This window comes from Comamonas aquatilis (assembly GCF_965139575.1).
In the GTDB taxonomy this organism is placed as follows: Bacteria; Pseudomonadota; Gammaproteobacteria; order Burkholderiales; family Burkholderiaceae_C; genus Comamonas; species Comamonas aquatilis.
On the sequence record NZ_CBCSIW010000012.1, the window covers coordinates 43763 to 63125 of the forward strand.

The window sequence follows — 19363 nt, forward strand, 5'->3', positions numbered from 1 at the left end:
AGAACACCATGTTGGAACATTTGAAGCACACCGATTTTGTGACTCCTGCCAGTCTGTCAGCAGAACTTGTCACACTGCAGATTGACGGGCGTGAAGTCACCGTGCCCAAGGGCACATCGCTGATGCGCGCCGCCGTGGATGGTGGCATCAAAGTGCCCAAGCTATGCGCCACGGATTCACTGGAGCCGTTTGGTTCCTGCCGCCTGTGTCTGGTGCAGATCGAGGGGCGCAAAGGCTATCCGGCGTCCTGCACCACGCCGGCCGAGGCGGGCATGAAGGTGAAAACGCAAAGCCCGCAACTGCAGGAGCTGCGCAAGGGCGTGATGGAGCTGTACATCTCCGACCACCCGCTGGACTGCCTGACCTGCTCATCGAACGGCGACTGCGAGCTGCAGGACATGGCCGGCGTGGTGGGCTTGCGCGAGGTGCGCTATGGCATGGACGGTGCCAACCACTTCAAGGGCGAGGCCAAGGCCGAGGTCGATACCTCCAACCCCTATTTCAACTACGACCCCAGCAAATGCATTGTCTGCAACCGCTGCGTGCGCGCCTGTGAAGAGACGCAAGGCACGTTTGCGCTGACGCTTTCGGGGCGCGGCTTTGAATCGCGCATCACGGCAGGCCAGGGCGATGACTTCATGGCCAGCGACTGCGTGAGCTGCGGCGCCTGCGTGCAGGCCTGCCCCACGGCCACCTTGCAGGAAAAGACGGTGGTGGAACTGGGTCAGTCCGAGCACAGCGAGATCACCACCTGCGCCTATTGCGGCGTGGGCTGCGGCTTCAAGGCCGAGATGAAGGGCGAGCAGGTGGTGCGCATGGTGCCGTGGAAGGACGGCAAGGCCAACGAGGGTCATGCCTGCGTCAAGGGCCGCTTTGCCTGGGGCTATGCCACGCACAAGGACCGCATCACCCAGCCCATGATTCGCGCCAAGATCAGCGACCCGTGGCGTGAAGTGAGCTGGGAAGAGGCCATCAGCCATGCGGCCAGCGAGTTCCGCCGCATACAGGCCAAGCATGGCAAGGATGCGATTGGCGGCATCACCTCCTCGCGTTGCACCAATGAGGAAACCTATCTGGTGCAAAAGCTGATCCGCGCGGCCTTCGGCAACAACAATGTGGACACCTGCGCCCGCGTCTGCCACTCGCCCACGGGCTATGGCCTGGGTCAGACCTATGGCACTTCGGCGGGAACTCAGACTTTCAAATCGGTCGAGCATTCCGATGTGATCATGGTCATAGGCGCCAACCCCACGGCGGCGCATCCGGTGTTTGGTTCGCGCATGAAAAAGCGGCTGCGCGAAGGTGCAAAACTCATCGTCATTGACCCGCGCGAGATCGAACTCGTCAACTCGCCCCATATCAAGGCCGATTACCACCTGCAGCTCAAGCCCGGTACCAATGTGGCCATGATCACCGCGCTGGCCCATGTGATCGTGACCGAAGGCTTGCTGGCCGAGCCCTACATTGATGAGCGCTGCGATGCCAAATCGTTCGCGCAATGGAAAGCCTTTGTGGCCAAGCCCGAGAATTCGCCCGAAACCATGGCCGAAGTCACCGGCGTCGCGCCCGAGCTGGTGCGCGGTGCGGCGCGCCTGTATGCACTGGGCAGTGCGGATCATCCTCAGGGCAAGCCGGTCAATGCCGCCATCTACTACGGCCTGGGCGTGACCGAGCATGCACAGGGCTCGACCATGGTCATGGGCATTGCCAATCTGGCCATGGCCACCGGCAATGTGGGCCGTGAAGGCGTGGGCGTGAACCCGCTGCGCGGGCAGAACAATGTGCAGGGCTCCTGCGATATGGGCTCGTTTCCGCACGAGCTGCCGGGCTACCGCCATATCTCGGACAGCATCACGCGCGCCCAGTTCGAAGGCGCCTGGGGCGTTTCCTTGAGCCCGGAACCCGGCCTGCGCATTCCCAATATGTTCGAGGCGGCGCTGGCCGGCAGCTTCATGGGGCTGTACTGCGAGGGCGAGGACATTGTGCAGTCCGACCCCAACACCCAGCACGTGACGGCGGCACTGGCCAATATGGAGTGCGTGGTGGTGCAGGACATCTTCCTCAACGAAACCGCCAAGTACGCCCATGTGTTTTTGCCCGGTGCCTCGTTCATGGAAAAGGACGGCACTTTCACCAATGCCGAGCGCCGCATCTCGCGCGTGACCAAGCTGATGCAGCCGCTGGCCGGCTATGCCGACTGGGAGGTGACGCAGCTGCTGTCCAATGCCTTGGGCTATGCCATGAACTATCAGCATCCGCGCGAAATCATGGCCGAGATTGCTGCGCTCACGCCATCGTTTGCCGGTGTGAGCTACGAGAAAATCGAGCGCCTGGGCAGCGTGCAATGGCCGTGCAATGACGCTACCGAAGAGGCCGGCACCGACATCATGCACAAGGAACAATTTGTGCGCGGCAAGGGCCGCTTCATCATCACCCAGTATGTGGCGACCGACGAGAAAGTCACCCAGCGCTTTCCGCTGCTGCTGACCACGGGCCGGATTCTGTCGCAGTACAACGTGGGCGCCCAGACCCGGCGCACGCCCAACAGCCAGTGGCATAGCGAAGACCGTTTGGAGATTCACCCCGTGGATGCCGAAGACCGCGGCGTGCGCGACGGCGATTGGGTAGGCATCGAAAGCCGCGCCGGCCATACCGTGCTGCGCGCCACGGTGACCGAGCGCATCCAGCCCGGCGTGGTCTATACCACCTTCCACTTCCCCGAATCGGGCGCCAACGTGATCACCACCGACAGCTCGGACTGGGCTACCAACTGCCCCGAGTACAAGGTGACGGCCGTGCAGGTGCTGCCGGTGGCACAGCCCTCAAGCTGGCAAAAAGACTATGCGCGTTTTAACGACGAGCAACTGGGCCATCTGGCGGTGGCCCAGCAAGCGCCGGAATGGGCAGGAGCCAAGTGATGCAGGCCAATAATCTGATCCATATGGCCAATCGCATTGGCGAATTTTTTGAAGCCATGCCCGAGCGGGAGGAGGCTCTGCACGGTGTTGCCGAGCATATCCAGAAATTCTGGGATCCGCGCATGCGGCGGCAACTGGCGCAGGCACTGCAGGACCCGCAAACAGCCCAAGCCTTCAGGCCGCTGGTTTATGAAGCCTTGCTACCTCTGGCTGCGGCGTTTGCCGCTGCCGGTACTGCTTGTGTGGCCAGCCAGGATGCTGAAAAGGCAGTGAATCCGCGGGGTTGAGCAGTTGCTGATTCTGACGGCAATAGATTGGTGTTCCGAGAATGAGGAGCATCAATTGTTTACTCATCAGGATGCTCTCGATGCGAGGAGAGTCCAATCAACACCCGGGTTCCTGACGGATGTGAGATCCGTTCAGCGGTCCTGGCTTTAGCCTTTGTCATGCCAAGGAAGATTCAGGCCACTTGAGAATCTGATGACGAAGATGCTGTTGACGCCAGGAGCTGGGACTTTGATCGAAATGTTTGCTGAACCAGCGCGTGAACGAGCTGCTTTCTGTAAAACCTGCCAAAGAGGCCGCGTCACTCATTGACAGCTGGGGGTTTTGCAACGCCCGTATAACAGCTGCGGTACGGACTTCGTCCAGGCTTTTTTGAAAGTTGGTGTTATTGCTTTCCAACTGACGTTGCAGCGCACGAACCGAGTAGCCAAGGGTGCTGGCGACCTGAGAAATGCTATGACGGCCATGCGGCAGCAGAGATTGAATGGCGTCTCTAACCTGTCGATCCATCGGCATGGGCGATGAGCTAATGACATGACTATCCATCAAGGCGCGAGCATGTTGCTCCATGCGATTGTCGTACTCGGGCTTGGACAGGTGCAGGTCATGGTTGCTCACCACAATCCCGTCAAAACCTGATCCAAAGACGATCTCACCCTCTATCACTTGGCGATACGTTTTCGTGCTGTGTGGAGCTACATGGGAAAAATGGGTGCTGATGGGCTTCCAGTCTTTGCCTAGCTGGTGACGACACAGACACAGCAAGGCCGTGATACCCACCTCGATGCGGTGGCGTCCTGGGTTTTCATTCTCCGAATTCAAATGCAGCTGAATGATTGACAGTTGTCCGTGTGTCACGACTTCAACCGCCAAAGTGGTACCGATCAGGTGGCTATAAGTTTTCAGTGTCTGAAGCAGTGCAGCCAGATTGGCTTGGTGCTGCAAAAGCAAGCTGAGCTTGCCAAAGTCAGAAAGTCGCCAGCAGGAACCCATAAGCACGCCAAGTGAAGCGCCGCGAGTTTGCTCAGTCGACAGGGTCAGCAGCTGTGCGTACACCTTTTCCGGCACCAGCAAATCAGGCATGTCCAGCCAGGAATGGTCGACGCCTACTTGTCGGAACATCTCAAAGGGATTAATTCCGAACTCAGGAATCACTTTCGCATATCGGCTCAGATTAATACTTCGAATACGGTGCTTCATTGAGCATTTTCCTGTTTGAAAGCGGTGGCCGGCCAGCGCCTTCAACGTGTGGATAGTGGGGCCTGCTGCTTCTATCAAATGTTCTATTGAGGAGCAAGAGTATTTGCATGAGTGGCCGACGTCCTTTGCTCGTCTTCAGGTACAGGGTGACTTCATGCAAGCGAGGGAGTCGAGCCGCTGCCTTTGATCTTGCTGTCCGTATCAGATTTTTGAGTATGCAGACAGGCTGGAGTACACCGCCGACTCAGCCGCCGGTCTCGCGCTGAGGCGCTGCTATCGGGTTCGATGAACTCTTGTATGCAATCGGCAAGCCATCGAATGACAGCAGTTGTTGGGAGTATTCCCGGTCCGTGCCGATGACATGTGGCAACAAGCATGGCTGTTTCGCCGTAGCCATTGGCCGGAGTCCGAAACTGCCCCCCAAGTGCCCGTTCAGATCGGATTTTTGTGGGGTGAAAAAAATCAAAAGCGCTACCCGCTGGAACGCCTTGATTCACCGCTGAAAGCCTGCGAAAGCCGCGCAGAGCGGTGAGTCGAATCGCATCAACTGAAACCCTTATAGGGTTTTCATTTTTGCGCACCTATGGCTAAAAAGCTGTCGTGACAAGTCAAGCCAGCAACTGCTCATCGCCTAGAAAATTTTCTCCACTGATTTGCAAGAAATGTGCTCGAGAGATCGCCTGTCGGAACAGGCCTTGCGAGGAAAAAGACCGAGCAGGCGCACCGCGATCTTGAATCAAAGCAAGCCGCAGGCGCATCCATTTCGCCATCTAAGGAGTAGGTAATGAAAGTCGAACAACTGACCTGCAGCATTGGTGCTGAAGTTTCTGACGTGAGCCTGGGTGATGCATCTCGTGACTTGGGTCTCGCCAACGAAATCAAGGCCTTGCTGCTCAAGCACAAAGTGCTGTTTTTCCGGGATCAGGACATCACACGTGCCGAGCATGTAGCCTTTGCCCGTCATTTCGGCGAGCTGGAAGATCACCCCGTAGTGGGCAGCGATCCGGAGCATCCTGGACTAGTTCAGATCTACCGCAATGAAAAGAGCGATAACTTCGAAAACAGCTTTCACACCGATGGCCAGTGGCGTGAAGCCCCGCCCATGGGCTGTGTGCTTCGTTGCATCGAATCTCCATCCGTAGGCGGTGACACCATCTGGGTCAACATGGTGGAGGCCTACAAGAAGCTGCCCGATGAGATCAAACAGAAAATCGATGGTTTGAAGGTCAAGTGCAGCATTGAGCATTCGTTTGGTGCGTCTATGCCCGAAGAAAAACGCCGGGCGCTGGCGCTTGCCAACCCCATGGTGGAGCACCCGGTGGTGCGAACCCACCCGGAAACTGGCGAAAAGATTCTCTACGCCTGTGGTTTTGCGACCCACTTTGCCAACTACCACACGCCGGACAACGTGCGTTTCGGCCAAGACAAGACGCCGGGCGCAAGCATGCTGCTCAACTACCTGACCAGCCAGGCCTCGATTCCCGAATACCAGGTGCGCTTTCGCTGGAAGCCCAACAGCGTGGCCATGTGGGACAACCGCTGCACCCAGCACTACGCCGTCCAGGACTATTGGCCAGCCCCTCGCAAGATGGAGCGTACCGCCATCATCGGTGACAAGCCTTTCTAAGCACTCAGATCGTATCAATCAACGGAGACAGATATGAAATTACAGCAGACAGGTGTGAGGAAATTCGGCAACTTCACGTGGCGCAGCTACGCCCTGGCAGTCGGCGTCGGCTGTTTGGGCTGGGCTAGCCTGGCCCAGGCGCAGGAAAGCTGGCCTAGCAAACCCATTCGCCTGGTGGTGGGGGGACCGGCTGGCGGGAGTGCCGATTCGCTGGCTCGATTGTTGGCAGAAGGTCTTCAGCAAAAATGGAGCAAGCCGGTCATCGTGGAGAACAAGCCCGGTGCCGCTGGTGTATTGGCTGTCAATGACCTGCAGGCCAACGGCAAGGATGGATACACGTTTCTAGTCATTCAGGGCGGTGTGGTCAGTGAAACTCCGCTGGCCTACAAAGTCAATTACAAGCCCTTCACGGATCTGAAGCCCCTGGCACAGCTCAGCCGTATTGGATTGGTGTTGGTGGCGAACAAGGAACTGCCTGTCTCCAATCTGCCGCAGCTGATCAGCTATGGCAAGAGCCAAGCAGAGGGCCTGAACTTTGCCTCCTACGCCACCGGCATGAGGGCGCATACCGCAGGCATGCTATTGGGCCAGCTCACTGATGTGAAGCTCAAGCATGTGGGTTACAAGGGATCGCCTCCGGGACTGACTGACCTGATGGGCGGCCATGTGCCCTTGATGTTCGATGGAGTTGCGACCTCGTTGCCTTTGATCAAGGCCGGAAAGATCAAGCCTATCGCGGTCTATTACCCAACGCGAATTGCCGAGCTGCCCAACGTTCCTACCTTCAAGGAACTTGGCTACCCACAGCTGGCACAAGCTGGTTGGTTTGGCCTGTGGTCGCGCCCCGACACACCGCCAGCCATCCAGCAAAAAATTCGCGAAGTCACCTTGGATTTTCTCAAGTTACCTGCGGCGCAGCACCGCCTCAAGGATCTGGGCATGGAGTCGGGAATCGCAGCCAGCTCGGAAGAGTTGATGGAGGACCTGAAGAAGGCCAGCGAGCAACAAGCAGTCTTGCTCAAATCCATTAACTATCAGGCGCAATAAGCAGGGGCAGGCGCGGTCTGGCATCGCTTGGTTTATCCGCGCAGCATCCAGTTTCAGCTTTTCTTTACTGAGGGGCACGAGGAATTCGTGGCCCGCAAATTAACAATCAGGAGACACCCCATGAACTTTCTCGACGGCCACCTTTTTCCCGAAAATCAGCAGCCCCTGGTCATTACGGCGGCCCCTTATGCTCCGGGCTATCTTCCGGAAGACTTCCCCGAAGATATTCCCGTCACCATGGAAGCGCAGATTCAAAAAGCCGTGGATTGCTACAACGCCGGCGCTACCGTGCTGCACCTGCATGTACGTGAGCTGGATGGCAAAGGCTCCAAGCGATTGTCCAAATTCAATGAGCTGATCGCCGGTGTGCGCAAGGCCGTGCCCGAGATGATCATTCAGGTGGGCGGCTCCATCAGTTTTGCGCCTGAAACCGAAGGTGCTGCTGCCAAATGGCTCAGTGACGATACGCGTCACATGCTGGCCGAGTTGGACCCCAAGCCCGACCAGGTAACGGTCACTGTGAACACCACGCAGATGAATGTGACCGAGCATGCAGGAGATGCAGACTACGCCGGCCTGTCGCGTGGCAACCCGGCTTACTTCAATTCCTACAAGGAAATGATCGTGCCTTCAGGCCCGGGTTGGTACGAAGAGCATATTCGCCGCCTCAGCAAGGCCGGCATCCAAAGCGCCTTCCAGTGCTACAACATCAACAGCTTTGAATCGGTGGAGCGCCTGATGCGCCGCGGCATTTACAAAGGCCCGCTGGTGATGAACTGGGTGGCACTCAGCGGCGGCATGGACAAGCCCAGCATCTACAGTCTCGCCAACATCGTGCGAGACGTACCGGACGGCGCCATGCTGACCGTGGAGAGTAACCAGCGCAATGTTCTGCCGATCAACTTGATGGGCATTGCCATGGGCCTGCATGTGCGCTGCGGCATTGAAGACGGCGTGTGGAATCAAGATCGCAGTGGCAAGGCCAGCAGCGTGTCGCAAATCGAGCAACTGGTGCGTATTGCGCGTGAGTGCAAGCGCCCCATCGCGACGGCCAAGGAAGCACGCGAGATCTGCAAAATTGGCGTCTGGTACGAGACCGCGGAGGAAACCTTGGAGGCCAATGGTTTTGCTCCCAATCGCAATGGTGGCAACCAAGGCTTCCTGCTAAAAACTGCCTAAAGAGAGTCGTCTCATTCCCGCTCAAGAGTGCCAGGGGCATTCATGTGCTGGGATGGGGTATAGACCTGGACGGCTGCTCAGGCAAGGGCAAGGCGAGTGCAGAGGGCGGATGCGGGGTAGCGTTCTCGACGAACAGGCTGTTATTTGCGAGTAGCGTCGCTCCTCACCGCCTGCAGCACGCCGGTGCAGGCATCTTCGACCAGGTCCAGCACATGCTCGAAGCCTTTGTTGCCGCCGTAATAAGGATCGGGCACCTGGCTGTCGGCAAAGGTCTGGCAGAAGTCGGTCAGGCGGTGCAGCCGTGGCAGATGCTGCGGCGGGCAGCGCTTGCGGGCGGCGGTTTCGTTGCTGCTGTCCATGACCAGCACCAGATCGAAGTCTTCAAAATCCTGGCTGCTGAGCTGGCGTGCGCGCTGCTGGCTCAGGTCGTAGCCACGGCGCATGGCATGCAGCTGGCTGCGGGCGTCGGGTTCTTCGCCTGCGTGATAGCCATGGGTGCCTGCGGAATCTACCTGCACGCGATTGGCAAGGCCGGCGTCGGCCACCATTTTTTCCAGCACGCCGTGGGCGGTGGGGCTTCTGCAGATATTGCCCATGCAGACCATGAGCACGCGCAGCGGAGCGTTGCCGCTCTTGCGGGCTAGATGACTAAGGTCAGGTGCTTGGCGATGATTTTTGCTCATGATTGAATAGCCGGTTGCGTAGGCTATTCAAGCACAAACCAACGCAAAACCCTGAGATTTCCATCTCAGGGTTGTCACTTGGCGCTTATCGAATTTGATAGTGACTTGCACATGAAAAGCCTGTGTTACAGGGCTTATTCAATTCAAAACACAGGTCGATGCTGCGCAAGCTGCTCATCAATCAGGAGCCGCCTGCGCAGAGCGCAGGACGCCGCAACCGCTTTGCCGCATCACTCCTGTAATCACTCGGCCGTGATATGAGCGCTTTTGACGATCTCGGCGTAGCGTGCCTGCTCCTTGCGCACGAACTGGCCGAAATCGGCCGCACTGTCCTTGCCGCTGGCAGCCACGGCGCCTTGCTCGGCCAGCTTGGCCTTGACTTCGGGCGAGGCCAGCACGGCATTGAGCTCCTGGTTGAGCTTGCCGATGATGGGCGCCGGCGTGCGTGCCGGGGCAAAAATGCCGGCCCAGGACACCATCTGGTAACCCTTGAGCGCCGCAGTCTCGGCTACGGTGGGAACGTTGGGCAGCTCGGGCAGGCGGGCGGCCGAGGTCACGGCCAGGGCCTTGAGCTTGCCGCTTTGAATTTGCGGCATGGCGGTCACGCTGATCAGCATGGCCAGATCCACCTGGCCGCCGACCACATCGGTCACGATCTGGCCGCCGCCGCGGTAGGGCACATGCACCAGCTTCATCTGGGCGCGATCGCTGATGCGGGCCATGGCCAGATGCAAGATGGTGCCAATGCCCGAAGTGGCATAGCTGATCTTGTCGGGCTGTTTCTGCGCCAGCGCCGTGAGTTCCTGCAGATTGTTGGCCGGCAGATTGGCGCGCGCCACCAGAATCATGGGCGCGGTGTTGACCATGGCCACGGGGGCCAGGTCCTTGAGTGCGTCATAGCGCACGGCGGCGGGGTTGACCAGTTTGGCAATGGCGATGGGGCTGTCGGCGCCCATGATGAGGTTGTAGCCGTCGGCTGCGGCATGCACGCCCTTGTTCACGCCCAGGGCGCCGCCGGCGCCGGCCACGTTGTCTATCACCACCGACTGGTGCAGGCGCTCGCCCAGCTTTTGCGCGATCAGGCGCGCTGTCACATCCACGCTGCCGCCCGCGCTAAAAGGCACGGTGAGGATGATGGGGCGGGCGGCGGGCCAGGCAGGCTCGGCTGCCTGGACGAGATTCGTGCCCAGGCCTGCAGCCATGAGCAGCGCGCTGAGGCGAAGAGTGAATTTCACGGAGCGTGTTGGAAGCATGATCAGGCCTGTGCGGTAGAGGGATGGGAGAGGTGGGTGCTGCGCAGGGTATCGAACTCAGCGCTCCACTGGCTGCGCAAAGCGCGTTTTTCACTGTCGCTGATCCAGGCCGCATCAATGCCGTTGAGCATGAAGTCCTTGAGATCGTCTATGGAGAAGCCGAAGTCGCAGACCATCTTGCTCCAGGCCCCGGTGGGGTCGATGTGGTGCAGCGTGGGGTCGTCGGTATTGGGGTGCACGCGAATGCCCATGGACGGCATGCGGCGTATCGGGTGATCCAGCGCCCAGCGCTCGGGAGAGAGCGTGCGCAGGTAATAGGAGTTGCTGGGCACGACGGTAAAGACCATGCCCATGTCAGCGCAGCGCTGGGCCAGTTCCGGGTTGTCCACCACGGTGTAGCCGTGGTCTATGCGATCGACCTTGAGCACATCGAGTGCGGTCTGCAGATTGTTCCAGGGCAGGCCGAATTCGCTGGCATGGGCCGTGGTCTTGAGGCCGCTATTTCTGGCCAGCGCATAGGCATCGACAAACATCTCGGGCGGGCGCTCGTTTTCGCGGTAATCGATGCCAATGCCGGGCACTTCGTCGTGGCGGTTGGTCAACATCCATTCCACCATTTGCACGGCGGCGGCGGCCGGTGCTTCGCGGTCGATCGAGGGCACGAGGCGGCCGCGAATGCCGCAGTCTTTTTGCGCATCGGACACGCCGGCCAGAATGGCGGCCTGCGCTGTGGCATAGCTCATGCCCGAGCACTGCACGGTGCCCGTGGGGTTCCAGAAAAACTCGGCATAGCGCACATTGTGGTCGGCAGCGTCCTGCAGGTACTCGTAGGTGATGCGCTGCAGATCGGCCGGCGATTGCAGCAGCCATTCATCCAGGGCCCGCAGCACGCGCAGCACGCCCACGGGCTTTTCGCCACGGGTATAGAAGGCCTCGATTTCCTCCAGTGCCAGCGGTGCCTTGGCGCGTTGCACCAGTTCGATAAAGGTGCTCTTGCGCACTGTGCCCAGCAGATGGCAGTGCAGCTCCATCTTGGGGATGGCGTGGACAAAGGCCGTCAGTTCGGGTGTGGCGCAGGTGGGGGCAGCATTCATGTTCGCCATGGTAGGCGGCGATGAGCTATAAATAAAATGACTTCATTTGATAGGTCTATCGATTGGATTTATGGCAAACCTGCATGCACCCAGCCTGCGCCAGTTGCGCGCCTTTCTGGCCGTGGCCGAAACTGGCAGCTTCAGCCAGGCGGCGCAAGCCCTGTCGCTGACGCAGCCGGCGGTGTCGGCCAGCATTCGCGAGCTGGAGTCTCTGCTGGGCGCCAGACTCATGGATAGAGGCCCCCACCATATGGCGCTGACCGACGCCGGGCGCACGCTGCTGCACGAGGCGCAGTGGCTGGTGGCCAGCTTTGATCGCGGCGTGGGGCAGATGCACGCCATGCTGGCCAGCGGTCAGCAGACCTTGCGCATTGCCTGCCTGCCCTCGGCCATGCATTTGCTGGCGCCGGTGCTGGCACGCTGGCAGGCGCAGAACCCGCAGGTGAAGGTGGAAGTGTCCGATCCGCTGCACGAGGAGCTGATTGCGCAGCTGCGCAGCGGTGCCGTGGATATGGGCATCACCACCGAGCTCGATACGCCTGCGCGCCTGCACACCACGGCGCTGGCCGAAGATGAGCTGGTGGTGTTGCTGCCCCCGGGCCACCGCCTGGCGCAGACCGAGGGCCCGCTGCGCTGGAAGGCTTTGCGTGGCGAGCGCCTGGTGCTGTTTGCGCGTGGCAGCACCTATGAGCTGGCCGTGGCGACCTTGCGCCAGCAGCGCATTGCCATGGGCGATGCCATGCGCATGCGCTACAGCGAATCGCTTTACAGCCTGGTGCAGGCCGGCCATGCGGTAGGCGTGATCTCGCGCCTGTACACCCAGGGCGTGGCCACGCCGGCGCTGCAGGTGCGCTCGCTGACCGCTCCCGTCATCGGTCGGCGCCTGGCGCTGATGCTCAATGGCGAGCCGGCCCAGCAGCGGGCGGTGGTGGCCCAGTGCCGCTCGTTTTTATGTGAGCAGCTATTGGCCGGGGCGTAGCCGGGCAGGGGCTGCAAGCCCGCGCCGCACCGTAAGTGCTTGTGCTGCTGTTTATCCGGTTTTGGGTGTTGCGCTATGGTCTGACCCATGCATGGATCATCTGTCTGGACTCTGGGGCTGCGCAATCTCTGGCGCGATATGCGTGCGGGCGAGCTGCGCCTGCTCATCGTGGCCGTGTTGCTGGCCGTGGCGGCGCTGACCTCGGTCGGTTTTTTTGCCGACCGCCTGCAAGCCGGTTTGCAGCGCGATGCGCGCCAGCTGCTGGGCGGCGATGTGGTGGTGGTCAGCGACAACCCGGCGCCTGCCGCCTTTGTGGAGCAGGCCAAGGCCCAGGGTTTGCAGACCGTGGCCACCAGCAGCTTTCCCACCATGGCACGGGCCGCGCAGGAGCGTGGCGGCAATATCAAGCTGGTGGCGCTCAAAAGCGTGGATCAGGGTTACCCGCTGCGCGGGCAGGTCAGTTTGAGTTCCGGACCGGGTCAGGCCGAGCAGCCGGCCCAGGGCATTCCTGCCGCCGGCACGGTCTGGGTGGATGCGCCCTTGCTGGAGGCCCTGGGCCTGAAGGTGGGCGATGCCCTGCTGCTGGGCGATGGCAGCTTCACCGTCAGCCACACTATCGTCATCGAGCCCGACAAGGGCGCGGGCTTTATGAGCTTTGCGCCGCGCGTGATGATCAACAGTGCCGACCTGCCCGCCACCCGGCTGGTGCAACCGGCCAGTCGCATCACCTACCGCCTGGCGGTGGCGGGCGACGGCAGCCGCAGCGGCGATGCTGCAGCGCAGCGCTATCTGGCCTGGGCGCAGGAGCAGGCCAAGAGCGGCAATATCCACGGCCTGCGCATAGAGTCGCTGGAGAGCGGTCGCCCCGAGATGCGCCAGACGCTGGACCGGGCCGAGAAATTTCTGAGCCTGGTGGCCTTGCTGGCCGCGCTGCTGTCGGCCGTGGCCGTGGCGCTGGCGGCACGCTCTTTTGCCAACAGCCATCTCGATGCTTCTGCCATGCTGCGCGTGCTGGGCCAAAGCCAGCGGCGCATTGCCGGTGCCTACACCGTGGAATTTGTACTCGTCGCTCTGGCTGCCAGCGCTGCCGGCGTGCTGCTGGGCTGGGCGGTACACCATGTGTTTGTCTGGTTGCTGGCCGGGCTGGTGGAGTCGGCCTTGCCCGCGGCCAGCATCTGGCCGGTGCTGTTCGGCATGGGCATGGGCCTGACCCTGCTGCTGGCCTTTGGTTTGCCGCCCGTGCTGCAGCTGGCGCAAGTGCCGCCGCTGCGCGTGATGCGCCGCGATCTGGGGGCGCTCAAGCCTGCATCGCTGCTGGTGCTGGCCGTGGGCGTTGCCGGCTTTGCGGCTTTGCTGATGGTGGTCAGCCGCGATCTGACCTTGGGGTTGATCGCCGTGGGCGGTTTTGCTGCCGCGGCCCTGGTGTTTGCGGGCCTGGCCTGGCTGGGCGTGAAACTGCTGCGCCGCGTTGTTAACGAAAGCACGGCTCCGCGCTGGCTGGTGCTGGCCACGCGCCAGATCTCGGCGCGCCCGGTCTATGCCGTGGTGCAGGTCAGCTCCCTGGCCGTGGGCCTGCTGGCCCTGGTGCTGCTGGTGCTGCTGCGCACCGATCTGATTGCCAGCTGGCGCCAGGCCACGCCGGCCAATGCACCCAATCGCTTTGTGATCAATGTGCAACCCGAGCAGGCACAGGATTTCAAGGGCGCTCTGGCCGCTGCAGGGGTGCAAAGCTATGACTGGTTTCCCATGATTCGCGGGCGGCTGATCGCCGTCAACGGCAAGGAGGTCAGCCCCGAGGACTTCAGCGAAGACCGGGCCAAGCGCCTGGTGGACCGGGAGTTCAATCTCTCCACCACACCTGCCCAGCCCGAGCACAACCAGATCGTGGCGGGGCAATGGACGCCTGGCGAGCAGGGCACGGTCAGCGTGGAAGACGGCATTGCCAAGACCCTGGGCCTGAAGCTGGGCGATACGCTGCGCTTTGACATCGGCGGCGAGCAGAACGAGGCCCGCATCACCAGCTTGCGCAAGGTGGACTGGAGCTCCATGCGCGCCAACTTCTTTGTGATCTACCCCGTGGAGCATCTGGACAACGTGGCCGTCACCTATCTGGCGGCCTACCGCGCGCCCGACGCGCCGGGTTTTGACAATGCGCTGGTCAACCGCTTTCCCAACATCACCAATGTGGACCTGACCAGCACGCTGGCCCAGGTGCAGCGCGTGATGGATCAGGTCATTCGCGCGGTGGAATTTCTGTTTGGCTTCACGCTGGCGGCAGGCCTGGTCGTGCTGTTCGCCTCCGTCACCGGCACGCGCGAGGAGAGGGCGCGTGAGTACGCCATCATGCGTGCCGTGGGTGCCAGAGCTTCGCTGCTGCAGCAGGTGCAAAGCGCCGAGCTGGCCGGCGTGGGCCTGATGGCCGGTTTTCTGGCCAGTTGTGTGGCGCTGGCCGTGGGCTGGGCGCTGGCCCGCTGGGTGTTTGATTTTGAATGGACGGTGCTGTGGTGGGTGCCGCTGGTCGGGGCGTTGGCGGGGGCCTTGCTGGCCTGGCTGGCCGGCTGGTGGGCGCTGCGCGAGGTGCTGCAGCGGCCGGTGATGAGCACCTTGCGCCAGGCTGCGGAATAGGGCTTGCTATTGAATAAATAGCTTCATGCGCTTTATCAATAAGCGGTTGAGGCTGTTTTTATTCAAAATTGTCTTGCGTCAGCGCAGGAGTTGTGCTGCAACGCACAATCCTTGGTAACCGTATTTTTTGCCTTGATCACCCATGCAGATTGAAGAAAAGCCTCCGTTTGACACCCCCTATGAATGGATAGGCGGCGAAGAGAAAGTCCAGGCCCTGGTGGCGCGCTTTTACGATCTGATGGATCTGGAGCCGGCCTACAAGGAGCTGCGCGCCGCCCATGGCAGCACGCTCGACGATGCGCGGCAAAAGCTGTGCTGGTTTCTGAGCGGCTGGCTGGGCGGACCCGACCATTACCAGGAACGCTTTGGACACCCGCGTCTGCGCATGCGCCATATGCCGTTTTCCATCGGCATCCAGGAGCGCGACCAGTGGGTGGCCTGCATGGATCAGGCCATGGCCGAGACTGGCGTGCCCGAGGCGCTGCGCACCCGCCTCAAAGCCAGCTTCATGAACACGGCCGACTGGATGCGCAACCGCGGCGCATAAGGTTCTGGCGCTTGCTTCAAAGCGTCAAATATCCTTCATGACTCTGTCAAAAGCGCTGCCGACACTGCCTGTTTACCAATAAGCAGGGTCAGTCATGCAGGATTTCGATTTGCTTGGCGCAAAGCAGCGCACAGGCGGTTTCCTCTCGGTATTGCAGCTACGCCGCCATGTGTTGACGGTCGTGGGCTGCGCCGCATTGCTGGCCGCCTGTGGCGGCAGCGATGACAGCGGCACAACACCTGTTGCCAGCGAGTCAGCGACGGCTACGCTGGCCGTGCTGGAGACCACGGACTTGCACTTCAATGTACGTAGCTATGACTATTTCAAGCTGGCCGAAGACAAGACCTATGGTTTCGAGCGCACGGCCACGCTGATCCGTGCGGCGCGCAAGGAGTTCGCCAATACGCTGTTGGTGGACAACGGCGACACCATCCAGGGCACGGCCCTGGCCGACTACGAGGCCGAGATCAAGCCCATTGCCTGCACGCAGCAATTGTCCATGTACAAGGCCATGGGCGCGCTGAGCTTCGATGCGGGCACGCTGGGCAATCACGAATTCAACTACGGCCTGCCTTTTCTCAATCAGGTGCTGGGCGGCGGTCTCGACGTGGATGGCGTGGACGCCAGCCAGAAATGCGCGGGCAATGGCTATCCGGCCGTGTTGGCCAATGTCTACAGCAGCAAGACCCGAAAGCCGCTGGTTCAGCCTTATGCCGTGCTGGAACGCACCCTGCTGGCCAAGGGCAGCGATGGCAAGGAAGTCAGGCTGCCGATCAAGATCGGCGTGATCGGCTTCACCACGCCGGGCATCATGAACTGGGACAAGCGCTATCTCGAGGGCAAGGTCTACACCGAGGGTGCGGTGGAAGCGGCCAGCAAATATGTGCCTGAGCTGCGTGCCAAGGGCGCGGATGTGGTGGTGGCGCTGCTGCATGGCGGGCTGGACGGCTCGGCCTATTCGGCCACGATGGAGAACCCCGGCCTGTATCTGTCCAAGGTGGCGGGCATCGATGCCATGGTCATGGGTCACCAGCACAGCGTGTTCCCCGATCTGTCGGCCAAGCCTGCCTACAGCCAGAGCGGTGTGGACAATGCGGCAGGCACCATCAACGGCGTGCCAGCGGTCATGGCCAGCTCCTGGGGCAAGGCTCTGGGCGTGATCCAGCTGCCGCTGCAATGGGACGGCAAGAAGTGGAGCGTGGCCAAGACCGGCAGCAAGAGCGAGCTGCGCAATATCCAGAACAAGGATGCCGCGGGCGGCACGGTGTTTGTGGACGCAGACCCGGCCGTTGCGCCGCTGATCGAGGCACAGCATCAGGCGGCCATCAGCTATGTGAAGACGCCGATTGGCAGCACGGATTTCCGCATGAGCACGCTGTTTGCCGATGTGGGCGATCCCGGTGCCATCCAGATCGTCAACCAGGCCCAGCAGGCTTATGTGGCCAATTACATCAAAGCCAATCTGGCACAGTACGCCAGCCTGCCCGTGCTGTCGGTGAGCGCACCGTTCAAATCGGGCTTCCAGGGCGGCAAGGACTTCACCGATGTGGCTGCTGGCCCGCTGGCCATCAACAACGCGGCCGACCTGTATCTGTATCCGAACACCGTGTATGCGGTGAAGGTCAACGGAGCCGACATCAAGAGCTGGCTGGAGGCTGCTGCCAAGCGCTTCAACCAGATCGACGTGAGCAAGACGGCAGAGCAGCCCTTGATCAGCAGTTTCCCGGGCTACAACTTCGACATGTTCACCACCGCCGATGTGCAGTACGAGATCGATGTGACCCAGCCCCTGGGCAGTCGCATCAAGAACCTGAGCTATCTGGGCAAGCCCATGGATACGGCGCAAGAGTTTGTGATCGCCACCAACAACTACCGCGCCACCAGCGGTGCCAGCTTTATCCCCAAGCTTGATGGCTCGTCCGCCATCTGGGCATCGCCCGACACGAACCGCGATGTGGTGATCGAGTATGTGCGCAAGAACCCGCAGATCACCAGAGCGATCAATGGCTCAGCCAAGAGCTGGCGCTTTACCAAGGTGACGACGGCCGGTCCGGTGGTGTTCAGCTCGGGTGCTGGCGCTTTGAGCGTGGCCCAGGCCGCGGGCCTGACCGGAGTGGCCGTGCTGGCGGCCGATGATGGCTCCGGCAAGGGTATGGGTAAATATCAGCTCGATCTGTCCAAATAAGTTCGGGAGCAATGTGATCGCCGCCGTGGCTGTATGGGCCACGGCGGCTTTTTTGTGACTGGCTATGATGCGAGAAATTATTCAGGGAGAAGAGGGTATGACGGCATTTATCGCCTTGGCTGTAGTGGTGGTGATCGTGATCTGGGCTGTTGCCCTCTACAACCGCTTGCGCACCAGCAAGAACGAGGTGGAGAACGCCTTCGCCCAGATCGATGTGCAGCTCAAGCGCCGCCACGACCTGATTCCCAATCTGGTGGAAGTGGCGCGCGGCTATATGCAGCACGAGGCTCAGACGCTGGAAGCCGTGACCCGCGCCCGTGGCGAGGCCGTGGGTGCGGCAGACAAGGCACGCCAGCAGCCCGGTCAGGCCCAGGCCATGGGGGCGCTGATGGCGGCCGAGCAGGCGCTGGGCGGGCAGATGGGCCGGCTGATGGCGCTGGCCGAGGCCTACCCCAGCCTCAAGGCCGATGCGCGCATGCAGCAGCTGAGCGAGGAGATTGCCAGCACCGAAAACCGCATCGGCTTTGCACGCCAGGCTTTCAACGATCAGGTGCTGGAGTTCAACAACCACTGCGGTCAGTTTCCCGATCTGATCGTGGCCCGTCTGGCGGGCTTTGTGCACATGGAGATGCTGGCCTCCACCCAGAGCGCACAGGAGCGTCTGGCTCCCCAGGTCAGGTTCTAAACCCGTGAAGTTCTGGGAGCGACAACGTCAGGCCAGGCGCAGCACGCGCTGGCTGCTGATGGCGTTTGCCCTGTGCGTGCTGGCCGTGGTGGCATCGGTGCATTTCGGCCTGATGCTGGCCTGGTGGCTGGGCACCCGGCTGTTGGGCGGCTGGGACTATCCGGCCGGTTTTGCGGCCGTCAATGTGGGGGTGACCTTGCTGCTGGTTCTGGGCGGCTGGTGGGTGGAGACCGATCAGCTGCGCAGCGGCGGGCGCAAGTTGGCGGTAAGAGTGGGTGCGCGCCAGGCCCAGCCCGGCGGCTCGCTGGCCGAGCAGCAGCTGTGCAACATCGTGGCCGAGATGTGTATTGCCGCCCGGCTTTCGCCGCCCCAGGTCACGGTGCTGGCGCGCACCCAGGCCATCAACGCTTTTGCTGCGGGCTGGGATGCCGAAGATGCCATCATCGCCGTGACCCAGGGCGCACTCGAACAACTGAGCCGCGAGGAAATGCAGGGACTGGTGGCACATGAGCTGTCCCATCTGAGCGAGGGCGATACCCGGCTCAACATGCAGCTGGCCGGCATGGTTTACGGGCTGGAGCTGATCCATAACTTCGGTCAGAGCATGCGTGAGCGTGACAGCGTTTTCACCCAGTGGTTTGGTGCCTTCATTCAGGCGGCCGGCTTTGTGGGCTGGTTCAGCGGCCAGCTTCTGAAGGCTGCGGTCTCGCGCCAGCGCGAACATCTGGCCGATGCGCGTGCCGTGCAATGGACGCGCAGCAAGGACGGCCTGGGCGGCGTGCTGCGCAAGGTCATGACACAGCGCCAGCAGGCCAGGCAGCAGTTCGGCAGCTGGCAGGCCGATGTAAGAAGCCATGTGGGTCTGGACCACCGCACGCTGCAGCACATGCTGCTGACGGAAACCCCGCACGCCAGCCGTCTGGAAGACTGGCTGGAGTCGCACCCTCCGCTGCAGGAGCGCGTGCGCCGCATCTACGGGCGCGATATGCAGGCCCTGCCTTTGCCGGTCAATACCGTGCCCCAGGGGCGGTAGTTAAGAGGTTTTTGGCCTCAATC

At 61.2% G+C, this 19363-nt stretch carries 15 protein-coding genes; 11 read left to right on the forward strand and 4 right to left on the reverse strand.

Going from position 1 to position 19363, the window contains the following annotated elements:
- Window positions 1–8 precede the first annotated feature (8 nt).
- Window positions 9–2918, forward strand: coding sequence for a formate dehydrogenase subunit alpha (gene fdhF / locus ACNAZA_RS14455; RefSeq protein ID WP_415797248.1), 2910 nt, complete (start codon window positions 9–11; stop codon window positions 2916–2918).
- Window positions 2918–3205, forward strand: coding sequence for a formate dehydrogenase subunit delta (locus tag ACNAZA_RS14460; protein WP_415797249.1), 288 nt, complete (start codon window positions 2918–2920; stop codon window positions 3203–3205). Before fdhF ends, ACNAZA_RS14460 begins: the two co-directional genes overlap by 1 nt.
- Before the next feature lie 157 nt (window positions 3206–3362).
- On the opposite strand, the gene ACNAZA_RS14465 is transcribed toward ACNAZA_RS14460, so the two are convergent.
- Window positions 3363–4403, reverse strand: a complete 1041-nt coding sequence (locus ACNAZA_RS14465) for an AraC family transcriptional regulator (RefSeq protein WP_415797250.1) — start codon at window positions 4401–4403, stop codon at window positions 3363–3365.
- Between the two features lie 784 nt (window positions 4404–5187).
- Here ACNAZA_RS14465 and ACNAZA_RS14470 point away from each other — a divergent pair.
- The 3 genes from ACNAZA_RS14470 (at window position 5188) to ACNAZA_RS14480 (ending at window position 8256) form a co-directional block, all read left to right on the forward strand.
- The gene (locus ACNAZA_RS14470) at window positions 5188–6030 is read left to right on the forward strand and encodes a TauD/TfdA dioxygenase family protein (protein WP_415797251.1); all 843 of its coding nucleotides are present in this window, start codon (window positions 5188–5190) and stop codon (window positions 6028–6030) included.
- Window positions 6031–6063: 33 nt separating this feature from the next.
- The gene (locus tag ACNAZA_RS14475) at window positions 6064–7077 is read left to right on the forward strand and encodes a Bug family tripartite tricarboxylate transporter substrate binding protein (protein ID WP_415797252.1); all 1014 of its coding nucleotides are present in this window, start codon (window positions 6064–6066) and stop codon (window positions 7075–7077) included.
- Between the two features lie 120 nt (window positions 7078–7197).
- A complete protein-coding gene (locus ACNAZA_RS14480; RefSeq protein ID WP_415797253.1) occupies window positions 7198–8256 on the forward strand; it encodes a beta-keto acid cleavage family enzyme in 1059 nt (352 codons plus the stop codon).
- A 140-nt stretch (window positions 8257–8396) separates the two neighbouring features.
- Here ACNAZA_RS14480 and ACNAZA_RS14485 read toward each other — a convergent pair whose 3' ends face one another.
- The 3 genes from ACNAZA_RS14485 to ACNAZA_RS14495 form a co-directional block, all read right to left on the reverse strand.
- Entirely contained in the window at window positions 8397–8861 is a 465-nt protein-coding gene (locus tag ACNAZA_RS14485) for a low molecular weight protein-tyrosine-phosphatase (protein WP_415797311.1), read from the reverse strand.
- A 320-nt stretch (window positions 8862–9181) separates the two neighbouring features.
- On the reverse strand, window positions 9182–10174 hold the full coding sequence (locus ACNAZA_RS14490; RefSeq protein WP_415797254.1) for a Bug family tripartite tricarboxylate transporter substrate binding protein: 993 nt from the start codon (window positions 10172–10174) through the stop codon (window positions 9182–9184).
- Between the two features lie 20 nt (window positions 10175–10194).
- The gene (locus tag ACNAZA_RS14495; RefSeq protein WP_415797255.1) at window positions 10195–11286 is read right to left on the reverse strand and encodes an adenosine deaminase family protein; all 1092 of its coding nucleotides are present in this window, start codon (window positions 11284–11286) and stop codon (window positions 10195–10197) included.
- 70 nt (window positions 11287–11356) lie between these two features.
- On the opposite strand from ACNAZA_RS14495, the gene ACNAZA_RS14500 reads away from it, so the two are divergent.
- The 6 genes from ACNAZA_RS14500 (at window position 11357) to ACNAZA_RS14525 (ending at window position 19340) form a co-directional block, all read left to right on the forward strand.
- Window positions 11357–12265 carry a LysR family transcriptional regulator gene (locus tag ACNAZA_RS14500; RefSeq protein WP_415797256.1) on the forward strand — a complete coding sequence of 303 codons (909 nt, stop codon included), beginning with the start codon at window positions 11357–11359 and terminating at the stop codon, window positions 12263–12265.
- Window positions 12266–12352: 87 nt separating this feature from the next.
- Window positions 12353–14890 (forward strand): ABC transporter permease, encoded by a 2538-nt coding sequence (locus ACNAZA_RS14505; RefSeq protein WP_415797257.1) that lies wholly within the window; start codon window positions 12353–12355, stop codon window positions 14888–14890.
- 142 nt (window positions 14891–15032) lie between these two features.
- Complete coding sequence (locus ACNAZA_RS14510; RefSeq protein ID WP_415797258.1) at window positions 15033–15437, forward strand: group II truncated hemoglobin; 405 nt, start codon at window positions 15033–15035, stop codon at window positions 15435–15437.
- A gap of 94 nt (window positions 15438–15531) precedes the next feature.
- Window positions 15532–17622, forward strand: coding sequence for a bifunctional 2',3'-cyclic-nucleotide 2'-phosphodiesterase/3'-nucleotidase (locus ACNAZA_RS14515; protein WP_415797259.1), 2091 nt, complete (start codon window positions 15532–15534; stop codon window positions 17620–17622).
- 97 nt (window positions 17623–17719) lie between these two features.
- Window positions 17720–18307 carry a LemA family protein gene (locus ACNAZA_RS14520; protein WP_415797260.1) on the forward strand — a complete coding sequence of 196 codons (588 nt, stop codon included), beginning with the start codon at window positions 17720–17722 and terminating at the stop codon, window positions 18305–18307.
- 4 nt (window positions 18308–18311) lie between these two features.
- On the forward strand, window positions 18312–19340 hold the full coding sequence (locus tag ACNAZA_RS14525) for a M48 family metalloprotease (protein ID WP_415797261.1): 1029 nt from the start codon (window positions 18312–18314) through the stop codon (window positions 19338–19340).
- Window positions 19341–19363: the final 23 nt, after the last annotated feature.

Bases quoted from the DNA above. Each gene is read 5' to 3' on its own strand.
- ACNAZA_RS14495 (WP_415797255.1), bottom strand. From the start codon at position 11,286: ATGAATGCTGCCCCCACCTGCGCCACACCCGAACTGACGGCCTTTGTC.
- ACNAZA_RS14470 (WP_415797251.1), top strand. From the start codon at position 5,188: ATGAAAGTCGAACAACTGACCTGCAGCATTGGTGCTGAAGTTTCTGAC.
- ACNAZA_RS14510 (WP_415797258.1), top strand. From the start codon at position 15,033: ATGCAGATTGAAGAAAAGCCTCCGTTTGACACCCCCTATGAATGGATA.
- ACNAZA_RS14475 (WP_415797252.1), top strand. From the start codon at position 6,064: ATGAAATTACAGCAGACAGGTGTGAGGAAATTCGGCAACTTCACGTGG.
- ACNAZA_RS14515 (WP_415797259.1), top strand. From the start codon at position 15,532: ATGCAGGATTTCGATTTGCTTGGCGCAAAGCAGCGCACAGGCGGTTTC.
- fdhF (WP_415797248.1), top strand. From the start codon at position 9: ATGTTGGAACATTTGAAGCACACCGATTTTGTGACTCCTGCCAGTCTG.
- ACNAZA_RS14460 (WP_415797249.1), top strand. From the start codon at position 2,918: ATGCAGGCCAATAATCTGATCCATATGGCCAATCGCATTGGCGAATTT.
- ACNAZA_RS14465 (WP_415797250.1), bottom strand. From the start codon at position 4,403: ATGAAGCACCGTATTCGAAGTATTAATCTGAGCCGATATGCGAAAGTG.
- ACNAZA_RS14480 (WP_415797253.1), top strand. From the start codon at position 7,198: ATGAACTTTCTCGACGGCCACCTTTTTCCCGAAAATCAGCAGCCCCTG.
- ACNAZA_RS14500 (WP_415797256.1), top strand. From the start codon at position 11,357: ATGGCAAACCTGCATGCACCCAGCCTGCGCCAGTTGCGCGCCTTTCTG.
- ACNAZA_RS14485 (WP_415797311.1), bottom strand. From the start codon at position 8,861: ATGGTCTGCATGGGCAATATCTGCAGAAGCCCCACCGCCCACGGCGTG.
- ACNAZA_RS14505 (WP_415797257.1), top strand. From the start codon at position 12,353: ATGCATGGATCATCTGTCTGGACTCTGGGGCTGCGCAATCTCTGGCGC.
- ACNAZA_RS14520 (WP_415797260.1), top strand. From the start codon at position 17,720: ATGACGGCATTTATCGCCTTGGCTGTAGTGGTGGTGATCGTGATCTGG.